Annotated in this window: 27 protein-coding genes; 13 read left to right on the forward strand and 14 right to left on the reverse strand. The window is 68.1% G+C overall.

Annotation, left to right across the window (positions count from 1 at the left end; genetic code table 11):
- Positions 1–83 precede the first annotated feature (83 nt).
- The 4 genes from GVV77_RS04130 to GVV77_RS04145 are packed head-to-tail and all read right to left on the reverse strand — an operon-like array spanning position 84 to position 2,350.
- Positions 84–845 (reverse strand): ABC transporter permease, encoded by a 762-nt coding sequence (locus GVV77_RS04130; protein WP_159616625.1) that lies wholly within the window; start codon positions 843–845, stop codon positions 84–86.
- On the reverse strand, positions 842–1,657 hold the full coding sequence (locus tag GVV77_RS04135) for an ABC transporter ATP-binding protein (protein WP_159616627.1): 816 nt from the start codon (positions 1,655–1,657) through the stop codon (positions 842–844). Before GVV77_RS04135 ends, GVV77_RS04130 begins: the two co-directional genes overlap by 4 nt.
- Positions 1,647–2,021 carry a DUF1048 domain-containing protein gene (locus tag GVV77_RS04140; RefSeq protein WP_159617001.1) on the reverse strand — a complete coding sequence of 125 codons (375 nt, stop codon included), beginning with the start codon at positions 2,019–2,021 and terminating at the stop codon, positions 1,647–1,649. The genes GVV77_RS04135 and GVV77_RS04140 overlap by 11 nt, the downstream gene beginning before the upstream one ends.
- Complete coding sequence (locus GVV77_RS04145; protein ID WP_159616629.1) at positions 2,021–2,350, reverse strand: PadR family transcriptional regulator; 330 nt, start codon at positions 2,348–2,350, stop codon at positions 2,021–2,023. Before GVV77_RS04145 ends, GVV77_RS04140 begins: the two co-directional genes overlap by 1 nt.
- Before the next feature lie 207 nt (positions 2,351–2,557).
- On the opposite strand from GVV77_RS04145, the gene GVV77_RS04150 reads away from it, so the two are divergent.
- Positions 2,558–2,959: a VOC family protein gene (locus tag GVV77_RS04150; protein WP_159616631.1), complete on the forward strand. Its 402-nt coding sequence runs from the start codon at positions 2,558–2,560 to the stop codon at positions 2,957–2,959.
- A gap of 46 nt (positions 2,960–3,005) precedes the next feature.
- Here the strand turns inward: GVV77_RS04150 and GVV77_RS04155 are convergent, their stop codons facing one another.
- A complete protein-coding gene (locus GVV77_RS04155; protein ID WP_159616633.1) occupies positions 3,006–3,878 on the reverse strand; it encodes a pentapeptide repeat-containing protein in 873 nt (290 codons plus the stop codon).
- 304 nt (positions 3,879–4,182) lie between these two features.
- Between GVV77_RS04155 and GVV77_RS04160 the strand changes: the two genes are divergently transcribed.
- From GVV77_RS04160 to GVV77_RS04170, 3 genes are all read left to right on the forward strand, one after another.
- Positions 4,183–4,947, forward strand: a complete 765-nt coding sequence (locus GVV77_RS04160) for a class I SAM-dependent methyltransferase (RefSeq protein WP_246199629.1) — start codon at positions 4,183–4,185, stop codon at positions 4,945–4,947.
- A gap of 172 nt (positions 4,948–5,119) precedes the next feature.
- Positions 5,120–5,629 carry a TetR/AcrR family transcriptional regulator gene (locus tag GVV77_RS04165; protein WP_159616635.1) on the forward strand — a complete coding sequence of 170 codons (510 nt, stop codon included), beginning with the start codon at positions 5,120–5,122 and terminating at the stop codon, positions 5,627–5,629.
- A complete protein-coding gene (locus tag GVV77_RS04170; protein WP_159616637.1) occupies positions 5,626–6,288 on the forward strand; it encodes a GAP family protein in 663 nt (220 codons plus the stop codon). The genes GVV77_RS04165 and GVV77_RS04170 overlap by 4 nt, the downstream gene beginning before the upstream one ends.
- Positions 6,289–6,291: 3 nt before the next feature.
- On the opposite strand, the gene GVV77_RS04175 is transcribed toward GVV77_RS04170, so the two are convergent.
- On the reverse strand, positions 6,292–8,025 hold the full coding sequence (locus GVV77_RS04175; protein ID WP_159616639.1) for an ABC-F family ATP-binding cassette domain-containing protein: 1,734 nt from the start codon (positions 8,023–8,025) through the stop codon (positions 6,292–6,294).
- 193 nt (positions 8,026–8,218) lie between these two features.
- Here GVV77_RS04175 and GVV77_RS04180 point away from each other — a divergent pair, with 193 nt between their 5' ends.
- Together GVV77_RS04180 and GVV77_RS04185 are read left to right on the forward strand one after the other, a co-directional pair.
- Positions 8,219–8,884: an SDR family oxidoreductase gene (locus GVV77_RS04180; protein WP_159616641.1), complete on the forward strand. Its 666-nt coding sequence runs from the start codon at positions 8,219–8,221 to the stop codon at positions 8,882–8,884.
- Between the two features lie 41 nt (positions 8,885–8,925).
- On the forward strand, positions 8,926–9,129 hold the full coding sequence (locus GVV77_RS04185; RefSeq protein ID WP_201291339.1) for a hypothetical protein: 204 nt from the start codon (positions 8,926–8,928) through the stop codon (positions 9,127–9,129).
- Between the two features lie 99 nt (positions 9,130–9,228).
- Here GVV77_RS04185 and GVV77_RS04190 read toward each other — a convergent pair whose 3' ends face one another.
- Positions 9,229–9,951, reverse strand: a complete 723-nt coding sequence (locus tag GVV77_RS04190) for an AAA family ATPase (protein WP_159616643.1) — start codon at positions 9,949–9,951, stop codon at positions 9,229–9,231.
- A gap of 199 nt (positions 9,952–10,150) precedes the next feature.
- Between GVV77_RS04190 and GVV77_RS04195 the strand changes: the two genes are divergently transcribed.
- Both GVV77_RS04195 and GVV77_RS04200 read left to right on the forward strand, forming a co-directional pair.
- On the forward strand, positions 10,151–10,729 hold the full coding sequence (locus GVV77_RS04195; RefSeq protein WP_246199630.1) for a GIY-YIG nuclease family protein: 579 nt from the start codon (positions 10,151–10,153) through the stop codon (positions 10,727–10,729).
- A gap of 210 nt (positions 10,730–10,939) precedes the next feature.
- Complete coding sequence (locus GVV77_RS04200) at positions 10,940–11,449, forward strand: GNAT family N-acetyltransferase (RefSeq protein ID WP_246199631.1); 510 nt, start codon at positions 10,940–10,942, stop codon at positions 11,447–11,449.
- A gap of 142 nt (positions 11,450–11,591) precedes the next feature.
- Here GVV77_RS04200 and GVV77_RS04205 read toward each other — a convergent pair whose 3' ends face one another.
- Positions 11,592–12,017: a MarR family winged helix-turn-helix transcriptional regulator gene (locus GVV77_RS04205; protein WP_159616645.1), complete on the reverse strand. Its 426-nt coding sequence runs from the start codon at positions 12,015–12,017 to the stop codon at positions 11,592–11,594.
- Positions 12,018–12,114: 97 nt separating this feature from the next.
- On the opposite strand from GVV77_RS04205, the gene GVV77_RS04210 reads away from it, so the two are divergent.
- Complete coding sequence (locus GVV77_RS04210; protein WP_201293167.1) at positions 12,115–12,678, forward strand: NADPH-dependent FMN reductase; 564 nt, start codon at positions 12,115–12,117, stop codon at positions 12,676–12,678.
- Between the two features lie 81 nt (positions 12,679–12,759).
- On the opposite strand, the gene GVV77_RS04215 is transcribed toward GVV77_RS04210, so the two are convergent.
- Positions 12,760–13,674, reverse strand: a complete 915-nt coding sequence (locus GVV77_RS04215) for a universal stress protein (protein ID WP_159616649.1) — start codon at positions 13,672–13,674, stop codon at positions 12,760–12,762.
- A 278-nt stretch (positions 13,675–13,952) separates the two neighbouring features.
- Here GVV77_RS04215 and GVV77_RS04220 point away from each other — a divergent pair, with 278 nt between their 5' ends.
- Positions 13,953–14,405 carry a pyridoxamine 5'-phosphate oxidase family protein gene (locus GVV77_RS04220; RefSeq protein ID WP_159616651.1) on the forward strand — a complete coding sequence of 151 codons (453 nt, stop codon included), beginning with the start codon at positions 13,953–13,955 and terminating at the stop codon, positions 14,403–14,405.
- A 9-nt stretch (positions 14,406–14,414) separates the two neighbouring features.
- On the opposite strand, the gene GVV77_RS04225 is transcribed toward GVV77_RS04220, so the two are convergent.
- The 4 genes from GVV77_RS04225 to GVV77_RS04240 all read right to left on the reverse strand — a co-directional run bounded on the left by GVV77_RS04225 (position 14,415) and on the right by GVV77_RS04240 (position 18,788).
- Positions 14,415–15,287: a universal stress protein gene (locus GVV77_RS04225; protein WP_159616653.1), complete on the reverse strand. Its 873-nt coding sequence runs from the start codon at positions 15,285–15,287 to the stop codon at positions 14,415–14,417.
- 151 nt (positions 15,288–15,438) lie between these two features.
- Complete coding sequence (locus GVV77_RS04230; protein WP_246199632.1) at positions 15,439–16,386, reverse strand: carbohydrate ABC transporter permease; 948 nt, start codon at positions 16,384–16,386, stop codon at positions 15,439–15,441.
- Entirely contained in the window at positions 16,383–17,345 is a 963-nt protein-coding gene (locus GVV77_RS04235) for a carbohydrate ABC transporter permease (protein WP_159616655.1), read from the reverse strand. The genes GVV77_RS04230 and GVV77_RS04235 overlap by 4 nt, the downstream gene beginning before the upstream one ends.
- Positions 17,346–17,399: 54 nt before the next feature.
- Positions 17,400–18,788 (reverse strand): ABC transporter substrate-binding protein, encoded by a 1,389-nt coding sequence (locus GVV77_RS04240; protein WP_159616657.1) that lies wholly within the window; start codon positions 18,786–18,788, stop codon positions 17,400–17,402.
- 386 nt (positions 18,789–19,174) lie between these two features.
- Between GVV77_RS04240 and GVV77_RS04245 the strand changes: the two genes are divergently transcribed.
- The 3 genes from GVV77_RS04245 to GVV77_RS04255 are packed head-to-tail and all read left to right on the forward strand — an operon-like array spanning position 19,175 to position 21,356.
- Complete coding sequence (locus GVV77_RS04245) at positions 19,175–20,578, forward strand: GntP family permease (protein WP_159616659.1); 1,404 nt, start codon at positions 19,175–19,177, stop codon at positions 20,576–20,578.
- 39 nt (positions 20,579–20,617) lie between these two features.
- Positions 20,618–21,043 carry a DUF3054 domain-containing protein gene (locus GVV77_RS04250; RefSeq protein ID WP_159616661.1) on the forward strand — a complete coding sequence of 142 codons (426 nt, stop codon included), beginning with the start codon at positions 20,618–20,620 and terminating at the stop codon, positions 21,041–21,043.
- Between the two features lie 31 nt (positions 21,044–21,074).
- Entirely contained in the window at positions 21,075–21,356 is a 282-nt protein-coding gene (locus GVV77_RS04255; RefSeq protein ID WP_159616663.1) for an Lrp/AsnC family transcriptional regulator, read from the forward strand.
- Between the two features lie 73 nt (positions 21,357–21,429).
- Here the strand turns inward: GVV77_RS04255 and trpD are convergent, their stop codons facing one another.
- On the reverse strand, positions 21,430–22,491 hold the full coding sequence (trpD, locus tag GVV77_RS04260; protein WP_201293168.1) for an anthranilate phosphoribosyltransferase: 1,062 nt from the start codon (positions 22,489–22,491) through the stop codon (positions 21,430–21,432).
- Positions 22,492–22,576 lie beyond the last annotated feature (85 nt).

Raw genomic sequence — 22,576 nt, forward strand, 5'->3', positions numbered from 1 at the left:
TTCACCCTATTGCGGTTCACGGTGGAGGGAAACGACGAAAGGCAGCCGGTCAGCGCACCCGTATGGGGGTCGGTGCGGTGCGATCAGCTGACCCTGCGTCGGTAGATCACCGCCGAGCAGCCGTAGGCGGCAACGAGGATCCCCACGCACCAGCCGACGGCAGTCCAGATGTCATCGCCGACGGGCTGCTGGGCGAAGAGGCTCCGGATGGTGTTGACGATCGACGTGACCGGCTGATTCTCGGCGAACCAGCGCACCGGCCCGGGCATGGTCTCTGTGGGAACGAAGGCGGAGCTGATGAAAGGCAGGAAAATGAGCGGATACGAGAATGCGCTTGCGCCGTCCACCGACTTCGCCGAGAGACCGGCCACCACGGCGATCCAGGTCAGCGCCAGGGTGAAGGCGGTCAGGATGCCGGTGACCGCAAGCCACGAGGAGACACCGGCCCCGGTGCGGAAACCCATCAGCAGCGCAACCCCCACAACGACGACGAGCGAGACCGCGTTGGCCACCAGCGAGGTGAGCACGTGCGCCCACAGCACGGAGGACCGTGCGATGGGCATTGACTGGAACCGGTCGACGATGCCGCCCTTGAGGTCAAGGAACAACCGGTAGGCGGTGTAGGCGATTCCCGAGGCCACGGTAATCAGCAGGATGCCGGGCAGCAGGTAGTTCACGTAGGACACGGCGCCGGTGTCGATGGCGCCGCCGAAGACATACACGAACAAGAGCAGGAAGGCGATGGGCATGACAGCGGTGGTGATGATGGTGTCAGGGCTGCGCGCGATGTGGCGCAGGGACCGCCCGGTCAGGACGGCGGTATCGCTGAAAGCGCGTATGGTCATCTTCTTTCCTTCCAGTCAGAGGCGGCGGCACCGTCCCGGGCAGCCTCGTGCCCGCCTCCCGCGGTGCCGATGATGGTCAGGAAAATCTCCTCGAGGCCCGGCTGCTTTTCGACGTACTCGACTGTGGCTGCGGGCATGAGCTGTTTCAGCTCAGCGAGGGTGCCGTTGGCGATGATGCGCCCCTCATGCAGGATGGCGATCCGGTCGGCGAGGTGTTCAGCCTCTTCCAGGTACTGGGTGGTGAGCAGGACAGTTGTGCCGCCCCGGGCGAGTTCCTTCACCGTCCTCCACACCTCCAGGCGCCCCTCGGGGTCGAGCCCCGTCGTTGGTTCGTCGAGGAACACCACCGGCGGATTGCCGATCAGGCTCATCGCGACGTCAAGACGCCGGCGCATGCCTCCGGAATAGGTCGAGACCCTGCGCCTCCCGGCGTCGGCGAGCGCGAACCGCGCAAGCAGCCCGTCGGCGATCCTGCCTGCGTTCTTGAGGTGCCGCAGCCGGGCGACGAGCACCACGTTCTCCCGACCGCTGAGAATCTCGTCAACGGCGGCAAACTGGCCGGTGAGGCTGATGACCTCCCGCACCCCGGCCGCCTGCGCGGTGATGTCGAAACCGTGAACGGTGGCCGTTCCCGAATCGGCCGTCAACAGAGTTGAAAGTATTCTGACCGCGGTGGTCTTGCCCGCGCCATTCGAGCCGAGAAGAGCGAAAACACTCCCCCGCGGCACGTCGAGGTCGACCCCCCTCAGCACGTGCACGTCCCCGAATGACTTCCGCAGACCGCGCACCCGGATGGCCGCCTCAACCGTCATTGCGGTCCTCCCGCGCCGCGTCGTCGATGGCCTTGGTCAGCCGCGCGCGTTCTCTATCGATCCACTGCTTGCCGCTGTAGGCCTGGGCGAAGGTTTCGGCGAACTCGACCGGGTCCTCGCCTACGATGGCGCGCACCGCAGTGCCGTCCTCGGCGGCGCGTTCCCAGAGGTCGACGGAGTCGCCCATCATGGTCAGTAGAGTCTCGCCGTCCGTAGCGCCCCCGTAGTACATGAGGTACCGCTGCACGGCCTTCGCTACGGTGCCATACGGCTCGGGCAGGGCCTCGATGCGCGCCCTGTACTGCTTGTACTGCTTCTTCTGCCCGAGCGGGCCGGTGAGAGTCTCGATCCAGTTGGCCATGATCACTTCTTCCCTTCGCGGAGCTGTTCGAGACGTTCGGTGAGGAAGCTCCAGGTCCTCCAGAACTCGTTGAGATATTCCTGCCCCTGAGCGTTCAGTGAGTACACCTTGCGCGGAGGTCCCTTCTCCGAGGGGACTTTCTCCACATCGACAAGGTGCCGCTGTTCGATCCGCACCAGCAGCGCGTAAATGGTTCCTTCGGCAATATCGGTGAAGCCCTGGTCCCGCAGCCACCCCGTGATCTCGTACCCGTAGGCGGGCCGGGAGGAAAGCATCGCCAGCACTATCCCCTCGAGGACCCCCTTGAGCATCTCTGTGGCTTGCTTACCCATAGGGGCCTCACTTCGCTAATCATTGTTGCTAGGTACCGGTACATAGTAACACTGGGTAGCCGGGATGCAACGGCCGGGCGCAATGGCCTGCACGCAGGGGCCGAGTGGCGCAGCGGATCCTCCGGATCAACCACAACGGACTTCCCGCAGGGGTTGGAGCAATTCCGCACAGGTACCGTTGCCGCGGCGGATTTGTAGACTGTGCCCATGACGGCCCCGCAGATCTACCTCAGCTTCCCCGGCACCGCCCGTGAAGCGCTTGGCTTCTACGCCGACGTTTTCGGCGGCACGCTCTCCCTACACACCTTCGAGGACTTTGGCCGGACCGACGGACCTGCGGACGCGATAGCGCACGGAGTGCTCAGCGGCGTGGTCGATCTGGCCGGATCCGATGCGGCAGCGGGAGAGAAGAGTGTCCGGTTCGAAGGCGTCATGCTCTCCTTGCTCGGCACGGCTGAACCAGACACGCTCCACGGATGGTTCGACCGGCTCGCTGTCGACGGCGAGGTCGTCGACCCGCTTTCGCCGAAGCCGTGGGGCGCCTCCGATGGTCAGGTCATCGACCGTCACGGAGTCCACTGGCTGATCGGGTACGAACCCGGGCAGTGATTGGAATGGGCCGGGCCGTAGCGGGCCCGGGGCCTGTCGATCTCCATCAGCTGTCCCCCCAGTGGTCGGGCACCTTCAGGTCCGCCGGGAGGCGGGTGGACCGGCTGCCTCCCGCTGCGTCCAGGTGGGACTGGGTGAGGTACAGGGCCCGGGAGAGATCCGCGCCGTCGAGGTGGGCGTCGCGGAGATCGGCCCCAAGCAGGTCGACGCCGGAGAGGTCGCTGAACCGCAGGTCCGCCCCGATCAGGTACGCACCGCGAAGGTCCGCCCCGCACAGCCGCCTCGACCTGAGATTCCTGCCGATCAGGTCCGCGCCCGGCACCAGCGCGGCATCGAGATGCTCGCGGCCGGCTGCAGAGTAGGACATCCGCACTTCCTCACTTATCTCTATGAGGAGCGCCCTGACGCTGACGTGCACTTCCTCAACATTCAATCCCAGGAGCCGATGCACCCCGCCGCCCATGGCCGCCTCGATTGTCGTCCTCAGCCGGCCCGCCCGATGCCGGGCCTCCGGGTCGAAGGTCCGGCCCTGAGCCTCTTCCAGGTACCAAGGCATCTCGTGAAGCTGCCGCGCGGTCTTGAACGCGGCGCGCATGTCCTTCCCCGACTCCGGGTCCGCGGCCCAGCTGATTCCTCCGAACAGTCCTTGGGAGACGTGCTGGCCCGCCCCGAAACAGTCGAAGACGGTGCAGCCGCGGAACCCACGCGGCCGGAGGACCTCATGGATGGTGCAGGAGAAGTCGGATGCGAGGTTCCGGCATGGGATTCCGGCCGGTTTGTCGACGGCGAAGTCCGCGGACCGCGAGAAACCAAGGGCGGTACAACAGAGGGCGAAGCAGTTCGTGCAATCCGGACGCAGGGAGCGCCGGTCAAGGGCCGGTGGGGTGTCCGTGGTGGATGACATTGGTGCTGGGCGCATGAGATTCTCCAGGGGTGACGTCGGTGAGGGGCTGGAGGCTCGGGGAACTCGCTGCGGAGCTCCCTTCCAGGACGCACGGAATCACCACCCCTTCAGGGAGCGACGGGCAAATCACTGAAACTCTGGCTCACAGAGGAAATTGGAGTATCACTGCCGACAAAATACACCGACGAAACGGCGGACGCCACGGGCAATTCCGCCGGACACCCGCCCGGCCGGGCGGCTTTGATGTGCGGCTCGAGGTCCCGTTCCACCATGCGACGCCGGCTGATGCGTCCACCCAAAGAGGCATAAAACTAGGGAGATGAAGGCGGAATCCATGGTTGATCCGATGCACTTTGACCGGCGGGCGGCGGTGTACGAGAGGTTCCGCCCGCCCTATCCGGATGAACTGTGGGAGCGGCTGCGCGACCTTGGCCTGCTGCTGCCGGGCAGGCGCGCGGTCGAACTGGGCGCCGGCTCCGGGCAGGCGACGGCGGCCCTAATCGAGGCCGGCCTCAGCGTGACGGCCGTTGAACCCGGTCCTCACCTCGCCGGGAGGCTGCGGGCACGCCTGCCGCAGGTCACCGTGCTGGCCGGCACGGCCGAAGAAGCCGAGTTGCCGGAGGCCGGCTTCGATCTGGCCGTGGCGGCCACCTCGGTGCACTGGCTCGATCTCGGAATAGTTCTGCCAAAGCTCCACCGCGCCCTGGTGCCCGGCGGTAGTTTCGCCGTGTGGCGCACCGCCTTTGGTGATCCGGCCGTCAGGACGCGCTTCCGCGAGCGGACCGGGCAGATTGTCGGGCGGCGGCGCGGCGCTCCGGCGAGGCCCGGCCCCGATGACCTCGATACCGCTGGATGGGTGAGGGAGCTCACCGCGGGCGGACTGTTCGCCGAAGTCTCAACGGATACCTTCCGGTGGAGCATCCTGCTTGGCGCCGATGAGGTTCACGGCCTCTTCAGCACCTTCAGCAACTGGAGCGCGGCGGAGGTCGAGGAGGCCACCCGGGCCGTGCATGACCTCGGCGGGTACGTCACCGAGCACTACGTCACGCCGCTGATTGTGGTGGAACGCGTATCCCTCCCGTAGCGCTTGTCTCCGTCTGGTTCCGGCTCGGGCGCTCGTGCTCACCCTGGTGCTTGCCTGGGTTCTCGCCGGGCGGGGAGCCGTCACAATCTTCACCGCGGTGCTTAGGGATCCGCAGTTCCGGGGGTTCTCCAAAAGACCGACTGGTCGGTCGGTTCTGTGCTAGAGTTCCTGCATGAGCAACCGGGAACGCATCCTCCAGACCGCACGGAGGCTTGCCATCGAGGCCGGTTCCGTCCCGTCCCTCGACGCCGTCGCCGCAGCATCGGGAGTCTCCAAGGGCGGACTCATGCACCACTTCCGCTCAAGGGCCGCGCTCCTCGACGGCATCGCCGCGCACGCCATCGAGGCGATGGACGAGGCGCTGGCCGCTGCGGCCGAGCGCGGGAACGTCACCGAGACATGGCTGCGCCTGTCCATGTCGCGCGAGGACGCCGACCTGTACCGGGCCCTGCTGGTGTCCTTCACCGACTCCGGCTCGACGACCGAGGCCCTGCTCAGGCGCTCGGCGGAGGCGACCCAGCGGTGGGAACGCCTGATCACCGAGGAGGTGGGCGACCCCGTGGCGGCGGCCGCCATCCGGCTCCTGGGAGACGGCATGGTCATGAACTCGGTGACCGGCGACCGGCTGCCGCCGCTGGAATCGGTGCTCGAGTGGTTGAAGCCAAGGACCGGCCGGAAGTGAGCGGGGGGCTGCTCGCCGCCATCGCCGGGCTCGCGATCGCGGACTCCTTCAATCCCGTCACGATCGTGGCGATCACCCTGATCCTTCTGACAGTGCGAACGCGGCCGCTGGCCTCGGCCATCACCTTCGTCCTGGGCGCCGTGAGCACCGTTGCCGTGCTGGGAGCCGCGATCTTCCTCGGCGCCGATGCGGCTGCGGGAATGGTGGGAGACGGCCTCATCTGGCTGCGGCGGATTGTGTTCCTCATCGCCGCGGCCGCCCTCTTCACAGCCGGCATTCGACGGTTCAAGGACCGCCCGCGGAAGGGCGTCAATCTGCCGTCATGGTTCGGCGTAGGGACTGCCTTCCCCCTCGGGGTGCTGATGACCGGTGCTGACCTTCCCAACGCCTTTCCCTACTTCATCGCCATAGAGCGCCTGATCGACGCCGACACCGGGCTGGCCACGGGCCTGCTGGTGCTCGCGGGATACTCGATCGTGTACTGCATTCCCTGCCTGATCCTCCTGGCGCTCGGCATGGCACACGGCGGACAGGTCCGGGCCCGCCTTCAGTCCGTCTACGACCGTTTCTCCACGGGCACCCTCAAGCGGTCCATTCCCGCGGCCCTTGCGCTCCTCCTCCTCGCCGCCGGAGTCCTCGCCATCGCGCTGTGGCCATGAGCATCACCGCACCCCGGCGAGGCTGAGCCGGTTCCCCTTCCAGGTGCGGCGCAGCCACCGGTCGTGGGAGGCGACGACGACGGCGCCCGGATAGTCCGGGATCGCCGCTTCCAGCTGGGTGGCGAGGAAAAGTGAGAGATGGTTGGTGGGCTCATCGAGCAGCAGCAGGTCGGGCGGGTCAGCAAGCAGCACGGCCAGAGCGAGCCGGCGCTGCTGACCGACGCTGAGCGCGGCAACGGGCCGGTTTTCGTCCCGCGGTGCAATCAGGCCGAAGCTCCGGAGGGGAACCTGTTCGGCGCGCGCCTCCCCCACGAGGTCCTGGTAGGCCCGCCGCGTGGTGCGTCCGGACCCGCGCCCGCGGGGGTCCGGCAGGTCGACATCCTGGGCCAGGAGGCCGGCCCGGAGGGTGGGTGCCGCCGTCACTGTTCCGGCATCAGGGAGAAGCGCTCCGGCGAGCAGGAGCAGCAGCGTGGATTTGCCCGATCCGTTGGGTCCCGTGATCAGCACCTTCTCCCCCGCGCTGAGGGTCAACGAGGTGGCGCCGAGGCGGCCGGCGACGGCCGCCTCGGCAACGGTGAGGACCGGCCCGGTGTCCTGTCGGCAGGGCCCGGACCTGCCTGCGGTGAGTCCCTGGAAGCGAAGTTCCCGGGGCGGCTTGCGGATCTGCCGCTCCTCAAGGACCTCGAGGCGGGCCCGCGCGTCGTTGACCCGCCGGGAAACCGTCTTGGCGTTCCGGTCGGAATAGAACTTGGCCGAGCTGCGGGCCTCGGACCGCGGTGACCAGTCCTCGTGGCCCACGACGTAGTTGGACGGAGCCGCGGCTCGCAGCCGCGCGAGCTGTGCCTGTTCGTCGCGGTACTGCCGGGCCCACCGTTCCCGGGCATCGAGGCGGGCGTGAAGATACTCGGTGTACGTGCCCGTGAACCGCACCACGCCGATGGCCGCTCCATCGCCGTCGCCGACCAGGGGTCCGGCCACGGCGTGGGGCAGCGGCGCAGGATCAAGGTCGAGGAGCGACGTCACCACATCGTCAAGGAACGCCCGGTCGTGGCTGGCGATCAGTACCGGTCCCGGCCACGACACCACGAGATTGCGCAGGTAGCCGGCGGCGTCGTCGTCAAGGTGGTTTGTCGGCTCGTCCAGCAGGAGCACGTCGGGCCTGCTCAGCAGCAGCCAGGCCAGGGACAGCCGCGAGCGCTGTCCCCCGGAGAGCTGCCCAGTGTCCCGGTCGGGCGGCAGGCCCGCGAGGCCAAGACCGGCCACCATGGCTGCGATGCGGGCATCGAGATCCCAGGCGCCGATCCGCTCCGCGGCCTCCAGAGCCGCCGCATAGTCGCTGGCTGCTGCCTCATCATCTGGGCGCCGTGCAAGAACCACCCCTGCGGCGGTGACCGCGTCGGCGGCCGTGCGAACGGGAGCCACGGCGGATTCCAGCGCTTCGGCGACCGATGCTGTCGGCCCGAAGGGAGGCTCCTGGTGCAGCAGCCCAATGCGGGGCCGATCGACACCGGGAAGCGTCACCGACACCGTTCCCCGATCGGGCGCCAGGAGGCCGGCGAGGATGCGCAGCAGGGTGGTCTTGCCCGATCCGTTGTCCCCGATGACACCGGTCCGGCCCGCCGGAACCGTAAAGGACACGTCGGTGAGCACGCGGCGGGAACCGAAAGAGATTGAGATGCCCTCAGCCCAGAGATGCGCAGCGGCGCGGGCGGGACGGGAAAAAGAAGAAGTGCTCATGGGGATCCTCGACGTCGATCGACCTCCCGCCGGGCAGCGGCCGCGGACGCAGGAGAAGAACGAGGATCACAGGAACATGGACCAACTATAGGCACACGGGGATCGCCGGGCGCAAGGGCGGCGTCGGCGGCGTCACCTGGGTTCTGCCATGGTTCCGCCGGGGCCGGCCTGGAGGTGGACTACGGTAGAAGGCATGCCTCTTGCCCTCGTCACCGGAGCCGCCCGCAGCAACAGCATTGCCGCAGGGATCGTGCCCCGGCTGGAATCCGACGGGTGGGAGGTCGCCACCAGCGACCTGGACTCCACGGACTACCCCTGCGATCTGTCCCGACCGACCGGCCCCGATGAACTCTTCGCCGCCGTCACGCGGGACCGCGGGCCGGTCAGCGCGCTGATCCTGAGCCACGCCCACGATGTGGAGACCGGGATCCTCGACACCACCGCGGAGAGCTTCGATCGTCACACCGCCGTCAATGCCCGCGCCAGCCTGCTGCTGATCGCTGCCTTCGCCCGGCAGGCACCACCCACCGGTGGGGCCATCATCGCGTTCACCAGCGACCACACCACCGGAAACCTGCCCTACGGCGCCTCCAAGGGAGCCCTGGACCGCATCGTCATCTCCGCGGCCCGCGAGTTCGGCCCGCGCGGCATCTCCGCCAATGTCGTCAGCCCGGGCCCGATCGACACCGGCTGGATGAACGAGGACCTTCGCAATACCCTGACCCCTCGGCACCCGCTGGGCCGGCTCGGCACGCCCGCGGACATCGCAGGCGTCGTCTCGTTCCTCGTTTCCCCGGAGGGGCGCTGGATTACCGGGCAGCTTCTGTTCGCCGACGGCGGTTTCTCGGCCCGCTTCTGACCGGGCCGGACGTCAACGAGTTCCTGGCCAGGTGCGCGCCGATGCATGTGGAGGGAACCCACACCGATTCCAGCGACTGGGATCTCGGGTTGTACTGCCGCGGCCGCTTCGACCCTGAGGACCTGCGCAACGTCGGATGGCCGGGCGAGGTGTCGGAAATCGGAGGGTGGGACGGTGGCGTCTTCAATGGAGGCGCCTGGCTGACCACCGAGCAAAGGCGGGTCGCCAGCCACCTCTTCGGCTAGCCGCCCGGACCACCTAACCCAGGCTCTGATCCGCCCGTAGCGGATCCGTGACCGGTTCTCATCGGGCACCGTCTCGGGCCGACGGCGTGACGACCACCTTCAGAGGTGCCGCAGATACCGCTGCGGAGCGGTGAGGAACTGCTGCCAGTTGATCACCAGGTCCAGCTCGTCCCACTCCCGGCGGCGATAGCCCCACGGCCCCAGTTCCAAGATCTGCGCCCCCGGCAGCGCGGCGAGCAGCGGTGAGTGGGTGGACAGGACCACCTGAGACCTGCCCGTGGCGACCTTGTCCTTGAGCATGCCCAACAACGCCAGGCATCCCGAGAACGACAGCGCCGATTCCGGTTCGTCCAGAATCCATAGTCCGGGCCCCTTGAAACGGTCCCCGACAAGCTGCAGGAAGGATTCCCCGTGGGACATCTCGTGAAAGGCTAAGTCGGGCCGGTACATGCTTGGGTTTGCCTCAAGGTAGCTGTAAAAACCATGCATGGTCTCGGCGCGCAGGAAGTATCCGCGCCGAGCAGCACCTGCATTGCGAATCAGCTGTAGATGCTCGGCGAGCGCAGATTCAGATGCGCGCGTGCTGTGCCGGGCACCGGTTGAGCCTCCCTCGGCGGAGAGCCCGTACGCCAGGGCGAGCGCTTCAATGATCGTGGACTTGCCTGAGCCGTTCTCCCCCACCAACACGGTGGCCGGTGCAAGGTCCAGCCCGTCGTCGAGCAACTGGCGGACCGGGGCGAGAGTTGCCGGCCAGGCGCCTCGATCCAACCTGTTCAGCTCATGCTCACTCACCGCGCGGAGCGGGTACTGCTTGAGTTCCATGCGCCAGTGTGACATAACCAGGGCCGCTGCGGACCCGGCGCAGGACTCCCCGCCTGTCACTGACAATCGGGAAGACCACGATGCCGGACCCGGACTCGCCACCGGATTCCCCGCCGTCGAGTCGTGGCTCTGACCGTCAACCCGGCGCGCAGCCCGCGCGCCTTGCGCCCGGGCGGTTAAGGGCGGCAGAATCGAACGTATGTACGACTCCGCGCGGGGCGACCGCCAATGCGTGCTGCCCAACGGCGACGGACGCCCCTGCGGCCGGCCTGCAGCCGATTCCCCGTTTCCGCTCTGCCCGGCGCATGTGGCCGCCGTTCTGGAGTGGGCGGATACCGAACTGGGGCGCACCGACGTTATGCCCGGGCCGTGTCTGGCCTGCGGGGCGCGGATCGGCGTGAAGTATCCCTCCGGCTGGGTGTGCGCGGCCTGTGAATGGCGCGTCGGGGACGTTCCCGACGGGGACCTGCCTCCCCCGCGGGTCGACGTCGTCTACTACATCCGCTTCCAGAACCGGATCAAGATCGGCACGACCGCAAACCCCCGCCAACGGCTCGCACGGCTCTGGCATGACGAAGTGCTGGCATTCGAACAGGGAGACCGACTCGTCGAACACCGGCGCCACGAGCAGTTCGCGCACTGCCGGCTGAACTGCTCCGAATGGTTCGAGCCGGCGCCGGTGCTCGAGGAACACATCCGCTCGCTCGCGGCGGGCGTTGACGATCCCTGGGCACGCTACGCCCGATGGGTGGGACAAGTGGCCGCCCTGCGGGGGTGAGTCCGCAGGAGCGGAGATCAACGAAGTCCTGCTGCGCTTCCTGGCCGGCTAGCTGGGACCGCTGATACGGGGCGCCGACCCGAAGGCCGGCGCCCGTGCACGCCTCCACTCCCCCGGGATCCCTGCGGTCCTGCCGGGGCTTCCCGCGAAGCCGCCGCGCCGGGTCGCGGAGTACCCCGACCGGTCGGCAGTTCCCCCTATGCTCCTCGTATGTCCAAGGGAATCGAGGTCCGTGCTGCGCGCGTCGAGGACGTCCAGGCGATGGCGCAGGTTCATGTTGAGTCGTGGCAGGAGACCTACCGCGGCCTCGTGCCCGATGCGGTGCTCGATGATCCTGGTTTCACCGCAGCCCGGGAACGCCAGTGGCTGAACGCGCTCACCAACCCGCGGTGGACAACCCACCGCATCGCCGTCGCCGAGCACGACGGGCCGCTCATCGGCCTCGCGATGGCGGGGCCCTCGGAGGACGATCCGGGTCTTATGCACCTCTACGTCCTGTACCTCCTCGCGGAACACCACGGCTCCGGGACAGGCGCGGAGCTGCTGCGCGCCGTGATCGAACCGGACAGAGTGACGACGCTGTGGGTCGCCGAACGGAACCCGCGGGCCCAGGTGTTCTACCGAAAGCACGGCTTCGAACTCGACGGTGGCAGCAAGATCGAGGGAGAGGTCCTCGATCTGCGCATGGTCCGGCACCCCGGCCCGCTCTGCCGCACCTGAACCTCAGCCTCCGAGCCGCCCTGCCGGGAAACGGCCCGGCGCCATCGACTCCACCAGCGAGAGGGACGCGCCCTCGAAGCACACAGCATCGACGGCGATAATCGCAACCGCATAGTCCGCCGGCCGGTGGTAGATGGCCGGCCTACCCGCCGGCGCGTTCCAGCTTCTCCAGAAGCATCCTCAACGTCTCCTGCTCGGCGTCGTCCAGCCCCTCGGCAACCGGAGAATTGTCCATGAGCCGGGTCCACAGGCTGCGGTGGAGCGCCCGGCCGTCGTCGGTAAGGGACAGCACCTTGACCCGACGGTCCCCCGGTGACGGGAGCCGTTCCAGCAGGCCACGGGCTTCCAACCGATCCGAGACGCCCGTCATGTTGGAGGCATCGCACGAGAGCCGGACGGCGAGTTCACCCATGGGCGCGGGCCCGGCGGTCAGTTCGCGCAGCACCTGGGCCTGTGTCGGGGTGAGGTCGAACTCGTCGGCCCGCCGGGCATAGTGCTGCCGCATGCGCTCCCCTAGGCGGATCACGAGTTTGACGAGTTCGAAGGTCGACTCCTGGCGCGTTGGCATGAAGGCACGGTACTTGTTGCAACAGATAGTTGACAACTTCAACAGTGGTGGGACACTAGGACTATCCGACGTCGCATCGACCCTAGGGAGGACTCAAGTGACACACGTGCAGATCATCCTCGGTTCCACCCGGGAGGGCAGGGTGGGCGAGAAAGTGGCCCGGTGGTTCATGGACCGCGCCCGGACCCGGACCGACTTCACGACGGAGTTCCTTGACCTCGCCGACTGGCCGCTGCCGTTCTTCAACGCGCCGGTACCTCCCGCCTTCGGGCCCTCCCCGGACCCCGCGGCGCGGGCGTGGGGCACAAAGATCGCCCAGGCCGACGGGTACATCCTGGTGACTCCGGAGTACAACCACGGTTACCCCGCCGTGCTGAAGAACGCCCTGGACCACCTGTACCGCGAGTGGAACGGCAAGCCGGTGGGCTTCGTCGGGTACGGAGGCCCGGGCGGCGGCATCCGTGCGGTCGAGCAGCTGCGGCAGGTCGTCGTCGAACTGGGCATGGTGCCACTCCGCGAGCAGGTTATCCTTGCCAAGGCCTATGCGGCGTTCGACGAGGCCGGCGGACTGTTGGACCGAAGGGGCCCGGACCGCCAGGCGTCGGCCGTGCTTGACGAGATTGCCCGGGCCACCACCCGCCTGGGCCTGCAGCCGGCCTGAGCCCCGCATCAGCACCGCCTACGGCAGGGGAATCAACCGGGGGCTCTGCTCGAGGCCGTCGAACTCCGGCAGGCGGAATTCCTACTGCTGTGCCGCGCCCTCATCGCCCGGTGCATCGCCCGGTGCATCCGTGGCCGGAGCCGCGGTGCTCCGCCAGATGACGACGTTCCCGTTCGAGTGGTGAAGCACCGCGTGGACGGTCGAACCGAGGCGCGTGCCGAGACCACCGACGCCCTTGGCACCCATGACCAGGCAGAAGGCATCACCGGTCAGCTTGAGCAGGCTTCCGGGCACCGAGCGGCTCGCCAGCGGTACCTCTTTGATGGTCAGTTCGGGCTCCGTTGCGTGAGCCAGATCAACGGCCCGACGCAGAATCGACTCGTCCTGCTGCGGTACCTGCTGGGTACGCCGGCGCAGCAGCGAGGCCGGAAGGTCCTGCCCCACGTGCACGACCTCCAGCACCGCACCCTGCTGCGAGGCGATGCGGCAGGCCAGGACCAGGGCCCCCAGGCTTTCATCGGAACCGTCCACGGCGGCAACGACGGAAGCGCCCTCCGCCGCGGTCTGGCGGATCACCGCCACGGGGCAGTGGGCTCCGGCGGCCAGGTGCAGGCTGACCGAGCCCACCAGCTGGCCCAGGAAGCCGCCGAGCCCGCGGCTGCCGGAGACCACCATGGAGGCGTTGCGGGATAGGGTCGTCATGACGGCGGCGGGATATCCGGTCACGAGGCGGGTTTCGACCGCCAGACCGGGGGCTGCCTCCACCGCGATCTGCCGGCCTTCCTCAAGCGCGGTCTCCGCGGCATGGCGCAGACCGCTGCCTTCCACGCCCCGGACAGGGCCGAGGTTGTGGGTGAACAGCGGCCAGATCCAGCAGTGCACCACGGTCAACGGCAGCGAGCTGCGCTGGGCGCACCGCGCGGCCCATCGGACGGCCGTGTCGGCCTCATCGGATCCGTCGTAGCCCACAAGGACCGGGAGCGCGGAGCCGTTCATGCCGCCACCGCCGCGGCGGGCCCCGGCCGGCCCACCCGAGGACATCCAGAGCGGACCTTCCCGCCTGCCTTCCCTTCCATGGTTCCTCCTGCACCCTGGTCGCCGCGTCAAGCATCGGACCCTTCAAGCATCGAGTGCCCGCCCCTTCATGCAAAGGGACTTTGGTCCTGTGCGTCGGTGCCCGCCCGTCCGGACCTCGCGGTCCGCGGCGTGGTCCCGCCGTCGAACGAGGGAAATTTGCCCTGTCCAACCCGCGGCCGGGCTCCTAGGCTGACCGTATGGAACCCGCAGCCGAACAGACCGAAGTTCTTTCAGCCGACGAGTGCTGGCGCCTCCTACGCACCGCCTCGGTGGCACGGCTGGCCCTATGCGTCGAGGGCCGGCCCGAGATCTTCCCTGTCAACATCCAGGTCGATCACGGCACGGTGGTCTTTCGGACCTCCGAGGGAACCAAGGCGCGTGCGGCCATTGACGAGGCACCCATCGCGGTTGAAGCCGACGGGCTCGACGACGGCGGAAGGAAGGCCTGGAGTGTGGTCATCAAGGGCATAGCGGCCACCATCTCGACAACCAAGGAACTGCTTGACACCGTCGACCTGCCCGTCCATCCCTGGGAGTCGGGGCGGAAGGACCGGTTTGTGCGGGTCACTCCGGAGGGCGTCACCGGGCGCAGGTTCACCGTCGCCGAGGCACCCCAGGCCGCCTCGCGCGCAGCCGCGCGGGACGAGTAGCGCGGCAGGTCAGGCACGGTCCGGCACCGCCGGACGGGTGACGAGCGTCGGACAGCTGAGGTTCAGCAGGACCCTGTGGCTCACCGAGCCGAGCATCATGCGCCGAAGCCCGCCCCGGCCAAGGCTTCCCACCACCAGCAGCTGGGCGGTGGCTGCGGCGCGCAGGAGCGCTTCCGCCGCCGGTTCCCCCGTCTCCAAATGGACCCGCACGCGCACCCCCGGGAATGCCGCTTCGACCGCGGCGGCGGCGCGGTCGAGGAGCCTCCGATGCTCTTCCACGAGGGCTTCGAAGGCTTCTCCACCGGGCCGCTCCGCCCAGGTCTCGGATGACGGCACTGCACAGGAGGTAAGGATCAGCAGGTCCTGGCCGGTCCGGGCGGCCTCCCGGGCAGCCGAGGCGACCGCCTGCACAGCTTCTGGGGACCCGTCGGTGCCCACCACCACGCCGGACCGTTCAGCCCCGTCGGGGACGGGGACGACGGCCACCGGGCAAAAACTCATGACGGCGACCTGCTGGCTCACCGCACCGACCAACTGGCCGGAGGCCGGGTCGCTCTTGTCGGAGCCGAGCACCACCATCTCCGCCGCCTCCGAAAAGTGGCTGAGGGCGCGGACCACGTCCCCGCTGTGGGTGTGCGTCCGCACCAGGAGCCCGGGGGCGACCGCCGCGCACAGGCGCACGCCGTCTTCAAGGAGTTCGCGCGCCGCAGCGATCACCGCGCCGTAGCTCCCGGACTGAGGTGTCATCCAGTACTCATGGACCGCATGGACCAGCGTCACCGGACGGCCCAGGGACCCGGCGCGGCGTGCGGCCCATTCCACCGCGGCCCGGCCGGCCGGAGACCCGTCGAAGCCGACCACGAGCGGGAGCACCTCACCCATGGATCGACATCCCAACCGCCCCGCCCGCAGGTCCATGTCCCGATGCCGGCAGATCCGCGCCGTGCCCCGGCATTCCCGTTCGTGGACTCCGCAGCGCCGTCATCGTGGTTCCCATCTCTTCCTCACCGGTCGGCATCCCCTCCGCTGCGGATCAGCCCTTTTCGGCACCGGCGGTGAGTCCGCCGGTCAGCAGCCGCTCGGTCGAGAAGAACAGGATGAGGATCGGCAGGGTCAGGACGACCGAGCCGGCCATCAGCACCGTCGTGGGAATCTCGGCGCTGCCCGAGAGCTGTGAAAGGCCCAGGGAGACGGTCCAGCTTTCACGCCGTTCGACCAGGAACAGCAGCGCGAAGAGGAATTCATTCCAGGCGATCATGAAGATGAACAGCCCGGTGGCCATGATCGAGGGCATGACCAGGGGCAGGCTGATCCGCCGCAGCACCCCGATCCGGGTGAGCCCGTCGACGAGCCCTGCCTCCTCCACGGCGACGGGCACGGTGTCGAGGTAGTTGCGCAGCATATAGATCGCCACGGGCACCGTCTGCGCGATGTACACAAGGATCAGGCCCACCAGCGAGCCGCGCAGTCCCACCCGGGTGAAGAGTACAAAGAGCGGGATCGCCATGACGATGGCGGGGAACAGGTACGCGGCGAGGAAGAGCGCGTTCACTTGGCGGTGGCCGAAGAACGGCAGGCGGGCAATTGCGTAGGCCCCGGGGACGGCGACGATCAGGGAGATGATGACGGCGCTGACCGCAACCAGGGCGCTGTTGGCGATGAACCGCCCGAAGCCCTGGCCGCCGGCTGCGGTCGACGTTAGCACCTGCTGATAGGAGGACAGGGTGAACTCCGCCGGCGGAATGATGAGCGAGCTGGGGTTGCGCAGCAGTGCCTCGATCGGCCGAAGGGAGAGCAGCACCATGTAGTAGAACGGCAGCAGCGTAACGATGAGGAGGCCGATAATGACCACCCACCGCAGGATGCGCAGGCTGCGCCGTTCGATCCCGTGCCGGCGGGACCCGCGAATCCGCTGAAGCTCCGGCGGCCTCGGCGCGGGCGCCGTACTTGTCTGCGTTCCGGGTGTGGCGGGTGCGCTCACAGCCGTTCTCCCCTCCTGTGCATCATGAACAGATAGACGGCCAGCATCAGGACCAGCACGACCGCGAGGACCAGCGACTGTGCCGCAGCGGCACCGACGTTGCGCTGGACAGTGAGGAACTCGTACACCCGGACGCTGGCGACCGCGGTTCCGGCCGCTCCGCCGGTCAGCAGGAAAATGTCGTCGAACTCGTTGAACGTCCAGATGGTCCGCAGCACCGCTAGCAGCGCGATGACCGGCATCAGCTGGGGCAGGATGATGTAGCGGAAGGTCTGCAGGGGGCTTGCCCCGTCCACGAGCGCTGCCTCCTCCGACTCCGCGGACAGTGCCTCAAGCCGGGCCATGAGGAACAGGAAGGCGAAGGGAAAGTACCGCCAGCCCTCGAAGGCGATGGCGGTCAGCAGCGCGGTGGGGATCGGAAACTGCGCTCCGAGGAACTCCACCGTGCGTTGCGCTTCGGAGAGGAACGGGATGGGGTCGGCCCACCCGAAGGTGGACTGGCCCACCTCGTTGACGATGCCGAACTGCGGATTGAGCATGGTGCGCCACACGAAAGTCACGGCTACCACCGGGGCCACGTACGGCAGCAGGAACGCCGCACGCACGAAGTTCCGTCCCCGGAACGGCCGGCGCACGGCCATCGCCGCCAGCAGCCCGATGCCGATGGACAGCAGGACCGACCCTGCCGTGTAAACGAGTGTGGTGCCGAGGCTCACCCAGAGCCCGCCGGAGGCGAAGACCCGCTCGAAATTCGCCAGGGTTAACGACCGGAACGGGTTGGCGGTGCCGATCTCCAGCAATCTGAGCTGCTGGAACGCAATCAGGACCGACCACAGCAGCGGCACGACGACCACCGCGAGCACGATGATCAGGGTCGGCGACATCAGGGCGATACCGGTGCGGGCGTCGCGCTGGGACAGGGTGCGTCGTCGGGGCGGCCTGAGCAGAAGTGCGGACATAGCGCTCCTTACAGCGGGCGGATACCGGACGGCGTCCGCGCAGGTGGTGGCATGCTACTGGCCCAGGTCGGCCTTGAGACCCTCGGCCTCCTCCTGGGCCTGTGCGGCGGCGTCCGCGCCGCTGCTGCCCGCACTGATCATCTGGGCCACGATCTGAGGGGCGATGAACTGCCCGCCCACGGCCGCGGCCAGGGCTCCCTGGCCCTGGGGAATGCCCCAGCGATTGAAGGTGTCGGTGCTCTCCGTCAGGGCCTGCAGGGTTTCGGCAGGATAAATGTCGGAGAGCAGCGCCCGGGTATCGACCCCCGCCTCGAGGGACTGCCAGGCGTCCACGTACTCGGTGGGAGCGTCGGCGGTTCCAAGGCGCACCGGCAGCTTGCCCTCCGGGGCCACCCCGAGCCAGTCCTCGTAGCCCTCGCTCATCATGAACGTCACCAGGTCCGTGGCACCGTCCGAGGCGTCGTTGAGGATGTTCCAGGAGACAACCTCACCGTACCCGGCGGGTTCTTCCCCGTCCGGGCCCTGGATCGCACTGACGATCCCGGTGTTCTCGGCGAGGAACCGGGGGTTGTCCCCGCACTCGGGGCAGGTCGGCAGGGCATCGTTGCGCAGGCCCGCCAGCTCATCGAGCATGAAGGAGGACCACACGGTCATCGCCGCCTCGCCGGCGAAATAGCTGGCACGGGTGGTGTCCGCGTCCTGGTTGCCCGGAACGGAGTAGTCGCGGATGAGGTTCCCGTAGAAGCTGAACGCGTCCTCGCACTGGCTGCTGTCCAGGGTGACCTCGCCCTCGGAATCGACCAGCTCGCACCCGTTGGCCAGGGCGATCTGCTCGAAGGTCTGCTGGGTGAACGAGTCGGCGGGAGCCGTTGCGGCCACAATCCCGGCCATACCCTCGGCGTCGAGCGCCTTGGCTGCGGCTTCGATGGCTTCGTAGCTGTCGGGCGCGTCCAGGCCCTCCTCCTCGAAGAGGTCCGTGCGGTAGTACAACAGCTGCGCGAACGCGTCGCTGGGCACCGCGAGCTGCTCGCCCTCCGCGGACGTCAGCTCGAGCGCGCGGGCCGAGAAGGTGTCGCTTCCCAGCTCCTCGACGACGTCGGCTGCCGCACCGGTGTCCAGCAGTCCGTCGGTATACAGCTGGTTCATTCCATTCAGGGACAGGGCGCCGATCACGTCAGGAAGCTCCCCTGCCGCTGCGGACGACGAAAGCACCGACGACAGCTGGTCCTCGGCGATCGCGACGAGCTCGACTTCAGTGCCGGTGCTTTCCGTGAAGCGGTCCATGATCGCCTGCTGGGTCGCCACCCGCTCGGCGACGTCCTCCGTCGTCCACACGGTCAGGGCGCCGTCGTCCTCCGAGGTTTCCCCGGAGCCTGTGCAGCCGGTGACGGCCAGCAGGGCCGTCATGAGCACCGACCCAGCGGTCAGTCGTCGATTGAGCATCGTGCCTCCTTCGGTCGAGGTCAGCGCGGGAGGTGAGGCCCGGCCGGTGCTCGACAGGGCCGTCGTCGTTGACGGATCCACTGACCGTGGAGCACTGGGATCATTGAACACCTGCACCCTCACTTCATCAATACATTCGCAGTCTCTATCCGCTTTTCCGTGCCGTGGGCTATCGGGTGCCCCCACCGGAATTCCCCGATCCGGGCCGATGAACCGGCCCGCTTCCTTCGGCCTGCGCGCAGGCTTGAGCAGACACCGGTCCTGCGCCCGGGACAGCGGCTGCCCGAAAGGTAGGATCAACCAACGCGCAGGCTGCCGGGCCGGTCCGGCCTCCGGCGCCACGCCCTGCCCGGTACAACCAGCCCCAGGTGATTGGAAGGAAATTCATGGAAATCGAAGGATGGACCCAAACACTCGGCGCAGGTCCGCTGCTGCTCATCGCGGCCGCAGCCATCGCCGTCCTGCTGTTCCTCATCATCAAGCTGCGCCTCCACGCACTGCTCGCACTGATCCTGGTCAGCCTTGCAACCGCTTTCGCCACGGGCATCCCGGCGGACCAGGTGGTGCCGGTCCTCATCAACGGCTTCGGCACAACGCTGGGCACGGTCGCGCTGCTCGTCGGCCTGGGCGCAATGCTGGGGCGGATCGTCGAGACAAGCGGCGGCGCCAAAGCGCTCGCCGACTCTCTCATCGGAAAATTCGGCGAGCACCGGGCCCCCTTCGCACTCGGTCTGGCATCCCTGATTTTCGGCTTCCCGATCTTTTTCGACGCCGGCCTCGTGGTGATGCTGCCGGTCGTCTTCGCCGTCGCCCACCGCCTTGGCGGCGGCGTGCTGCGCTATGGCCTCCCTGCGGCCGGCGCGTTCTCGGTGATGCACATCTTCCTGCCGCCCCACCCGGGACCGGTCGCCGCATCGACATTCTTCGAAGCGAACGTCGGCCTCGTCGTCATCGCCGGACTCATCACCGCAATTCCCACCTGGTTCGTCGCCGCCTACCTGTTCGGGCTGCGAACGGGCCGCAAGCTTGTCCTTCCCGTTCCGGCTCTGCTGGGGCAGGCCGACGCGGAGGCCGAAACCCACCCGCCGCGCTTCCGCACGGTTGTCGGCGTGCTCCTGCTGCCGCTGGTACTCATCTTCCTCAACACCGGACTGAACACCGCGGCCGCAAGCGGCCTGCTGCCCGCCTCAGCGGCGGAGGCATCCTGGTACCAGGTCCTCCGCGCGCTGGGCGAGACTCCCGTGGCGCTGCTGATCTCGGTCCTCGTCGCCATGTTCGTCCTCGGCCGGCGCCGGGGCACCACCGGGAGCACCCTCGAGAAACTCCTCGAATCCTCCCTGGGGCCCGTCTGCTCCGTCATCCTCATCACCGGCGCGGGCGGAATGTTCGGCGGGGTGCTCCGCACCTCCGGCATCGGCGCGGCCCTCGCCGACGTGCTCGGCGGGGTGGGCATCCCCCTCATTCTCGCCGGCTTCATGATCTCGGCCATCCTGCGCATCGCCCAGGGATCCGCGACGGTCGCCCTCACCACCACCGCCGGGCTCATCGCACCCGCTGTCGCCGACGCGGGGTTCAACGGCCTCCAGGTGGCCGCACTCGTGATCGCTGTCGCCGCCGGATCGGTGGTCGTCTCCCACGTCAACGACTCGGGGTTCTGGCTCGTCGGCCGCTTCTTCGGCATGGACGTCAAGACCACCCTGGCCACGTGGACCGTCATGGAAACCCTGATCGGCGTAATGGGCTTCGTCATCGCCGCAGCCATCTTCATGCTGGCGGGATTGGCCGGATAGCGGACCACGCCGGACCCGAGGAGGCCTTAAAGTTGTCCTATGGCATCCCCGCACACGGCATCCGGACCCGCACACGGGCTCTGGCCCTGGCTGGCGGTCGACGTCGCCGCGATCATCCTCTTCGCGGTCTCCGGCCGCAGCACTCACGAGCACGGCCTGAGTGCTGCGGGAATTGCCGCAACGGCGGCGCCCTTTGTCGTCGCCTGCATCGCGGGATGGGTGGTCCTGCGCGCCTGGCGGACGCCGCTGCGCCTGTGGCCGACGGGTGTCGGAATCTGGATCACCACCGTGGCAGGCGGCCTGCTGCTGCGGTTCCCCACCGGGGGCGGTGTTGCCCTGAGCTTCCAGGTGGTCACCCTCGCGGTGCTGGGACTGCTGCTGCTTTTGCCGCGGGTGCTTGCGGCCGCCGCCTTGCGGGGTCGCAGGCGTGCCCTCGGCGGCCGCGGAAACCAGGCGGTACGGTGAGGAAGTACCCATTTCAGTGGAAAGGCCGACCATGATCACCGCTTTTGTCCTCATCCAGACGGATTCCGCGCGCATCCCCGAGTGCGCGCAGGAAATTTCCGAAATCGAAGGCATCAGCGAGGTGTATTCGGTGACCGGCGAATGGGACCTCATCGCAATGGCCAGGGTGTCCCGCCACGAGGACCTCGCCGACGTGATCGCCGACCGCCTCTCGAAGGTCAGGGGAGTGGAGTCAACGACGACCCAGATCGCCTTTCGGTCCTACTCCAGGCACGACCTAGACGCCGCCTTCTCCCTCGGCTTCGACAGCTGACAACGGCCCGGGCGCGCCATCGCGCGCGTCGATCGACGCGCTGACTGCGGCCCCTTCCCGTGAGCGAGGGCGCTCAGAGCGAGGCGCTGACCGCGACCCAGCGATCAAGGGCGGCCAGCGCGGCCCCCGAATCGATCGACTCGCGCGCCCGGACGGTGGCCGCCCGGATACGGTCGACCAGCGGCCCCTCGTGGTCCTCATCGAGAGCGACCAGGCCAGCTGCCGCGTTGAGGACCACGGCGTCGCGGATCGGCCCCTCCTCGCCAGCGAGCAGGCGCCTCACGATCTGCGCGTTGCCGGCGGCATCGGTGCCGCGGAGGGCATCGACACCGGTTTCGGCGACGCCGAAGTCCCCGGGGTGAACCACCTGCTCGGTGATGCGCTCCCCCCGCACCTCCCAGACGGTGGAGGACCCGCTCGTCGTCAGTTTGTCCCTGCCGTCGCTGCCGCGGAAGACCAGCGCCCGCACCCCCCGGGCGGCGAGGACACCGGCCATCAGCGGCGCCATGCGCGCGTCGGCGCACCCAAGGGCCTGGGCCTGCACCCCGGCGGGATTGCTCAGCGGGCCAAGGAAGTTGAAGGCGGTCGGCACCCCGAGCTCGCGCCGCGGCACCGCGACATGCCGCATCGACGGATGGAAGACCTGGGCGAAGCAGAAGGTGATCCCCGCTTCCTCGGCGCACTGCGCCACATCCTCGGGGCTCAGGTCCAGCCGGACCCCGAGCGCCTCGATCACATCAGCGGCCCCGGAGGAGGACGACGCCGCCCGGTTGCCGTGCTTCACCACCCTCGCCCCGGCGCCCACGGCGACCAGCGATGCCATGGTGGAGATATTGACCGTGTTCAGCCCGTCGCCTCCGGTGCCCACGATGTCAAGGGCCGGGCCGGTGACCGTGATCCGCCGGGCGCGCCCGAGCATCGCCTCAACGAGTCCGGTCAGTTCGCCGACCGATTCCCCTTTGGCCCGCAGGCCGAGCAGGAAGCCTGCGATCTGCGCGTGGGTCGCCTCGCCGGACATGATGTTTTCCATCGCCCAGCCGGCCTCGGCGGCGGTCAAATCCCTCCCCGAAATGAGGGTTGAAAACAGCGGCGGCCATGACTGTTTGGCCTCGTCAGCGCGCAAAGTAGTGGTCACACTCCTAGGTTATCTACGAATTGTAGAAAGTCATCACCCTCCTACTTCCGCGCCGTTATGCGGATCACGCACCCTTGGGCACCGA

The organism is Arthrobacter zhaoguopingii (genome assembly GCF_009828605.1).
GTDB lineage: Bacteria > Actinomycetota > Actinomycetes > Actinomycetales > Micrococcaceae > Arthrobacter_D > Arthrobacter_D zhaoguopingii.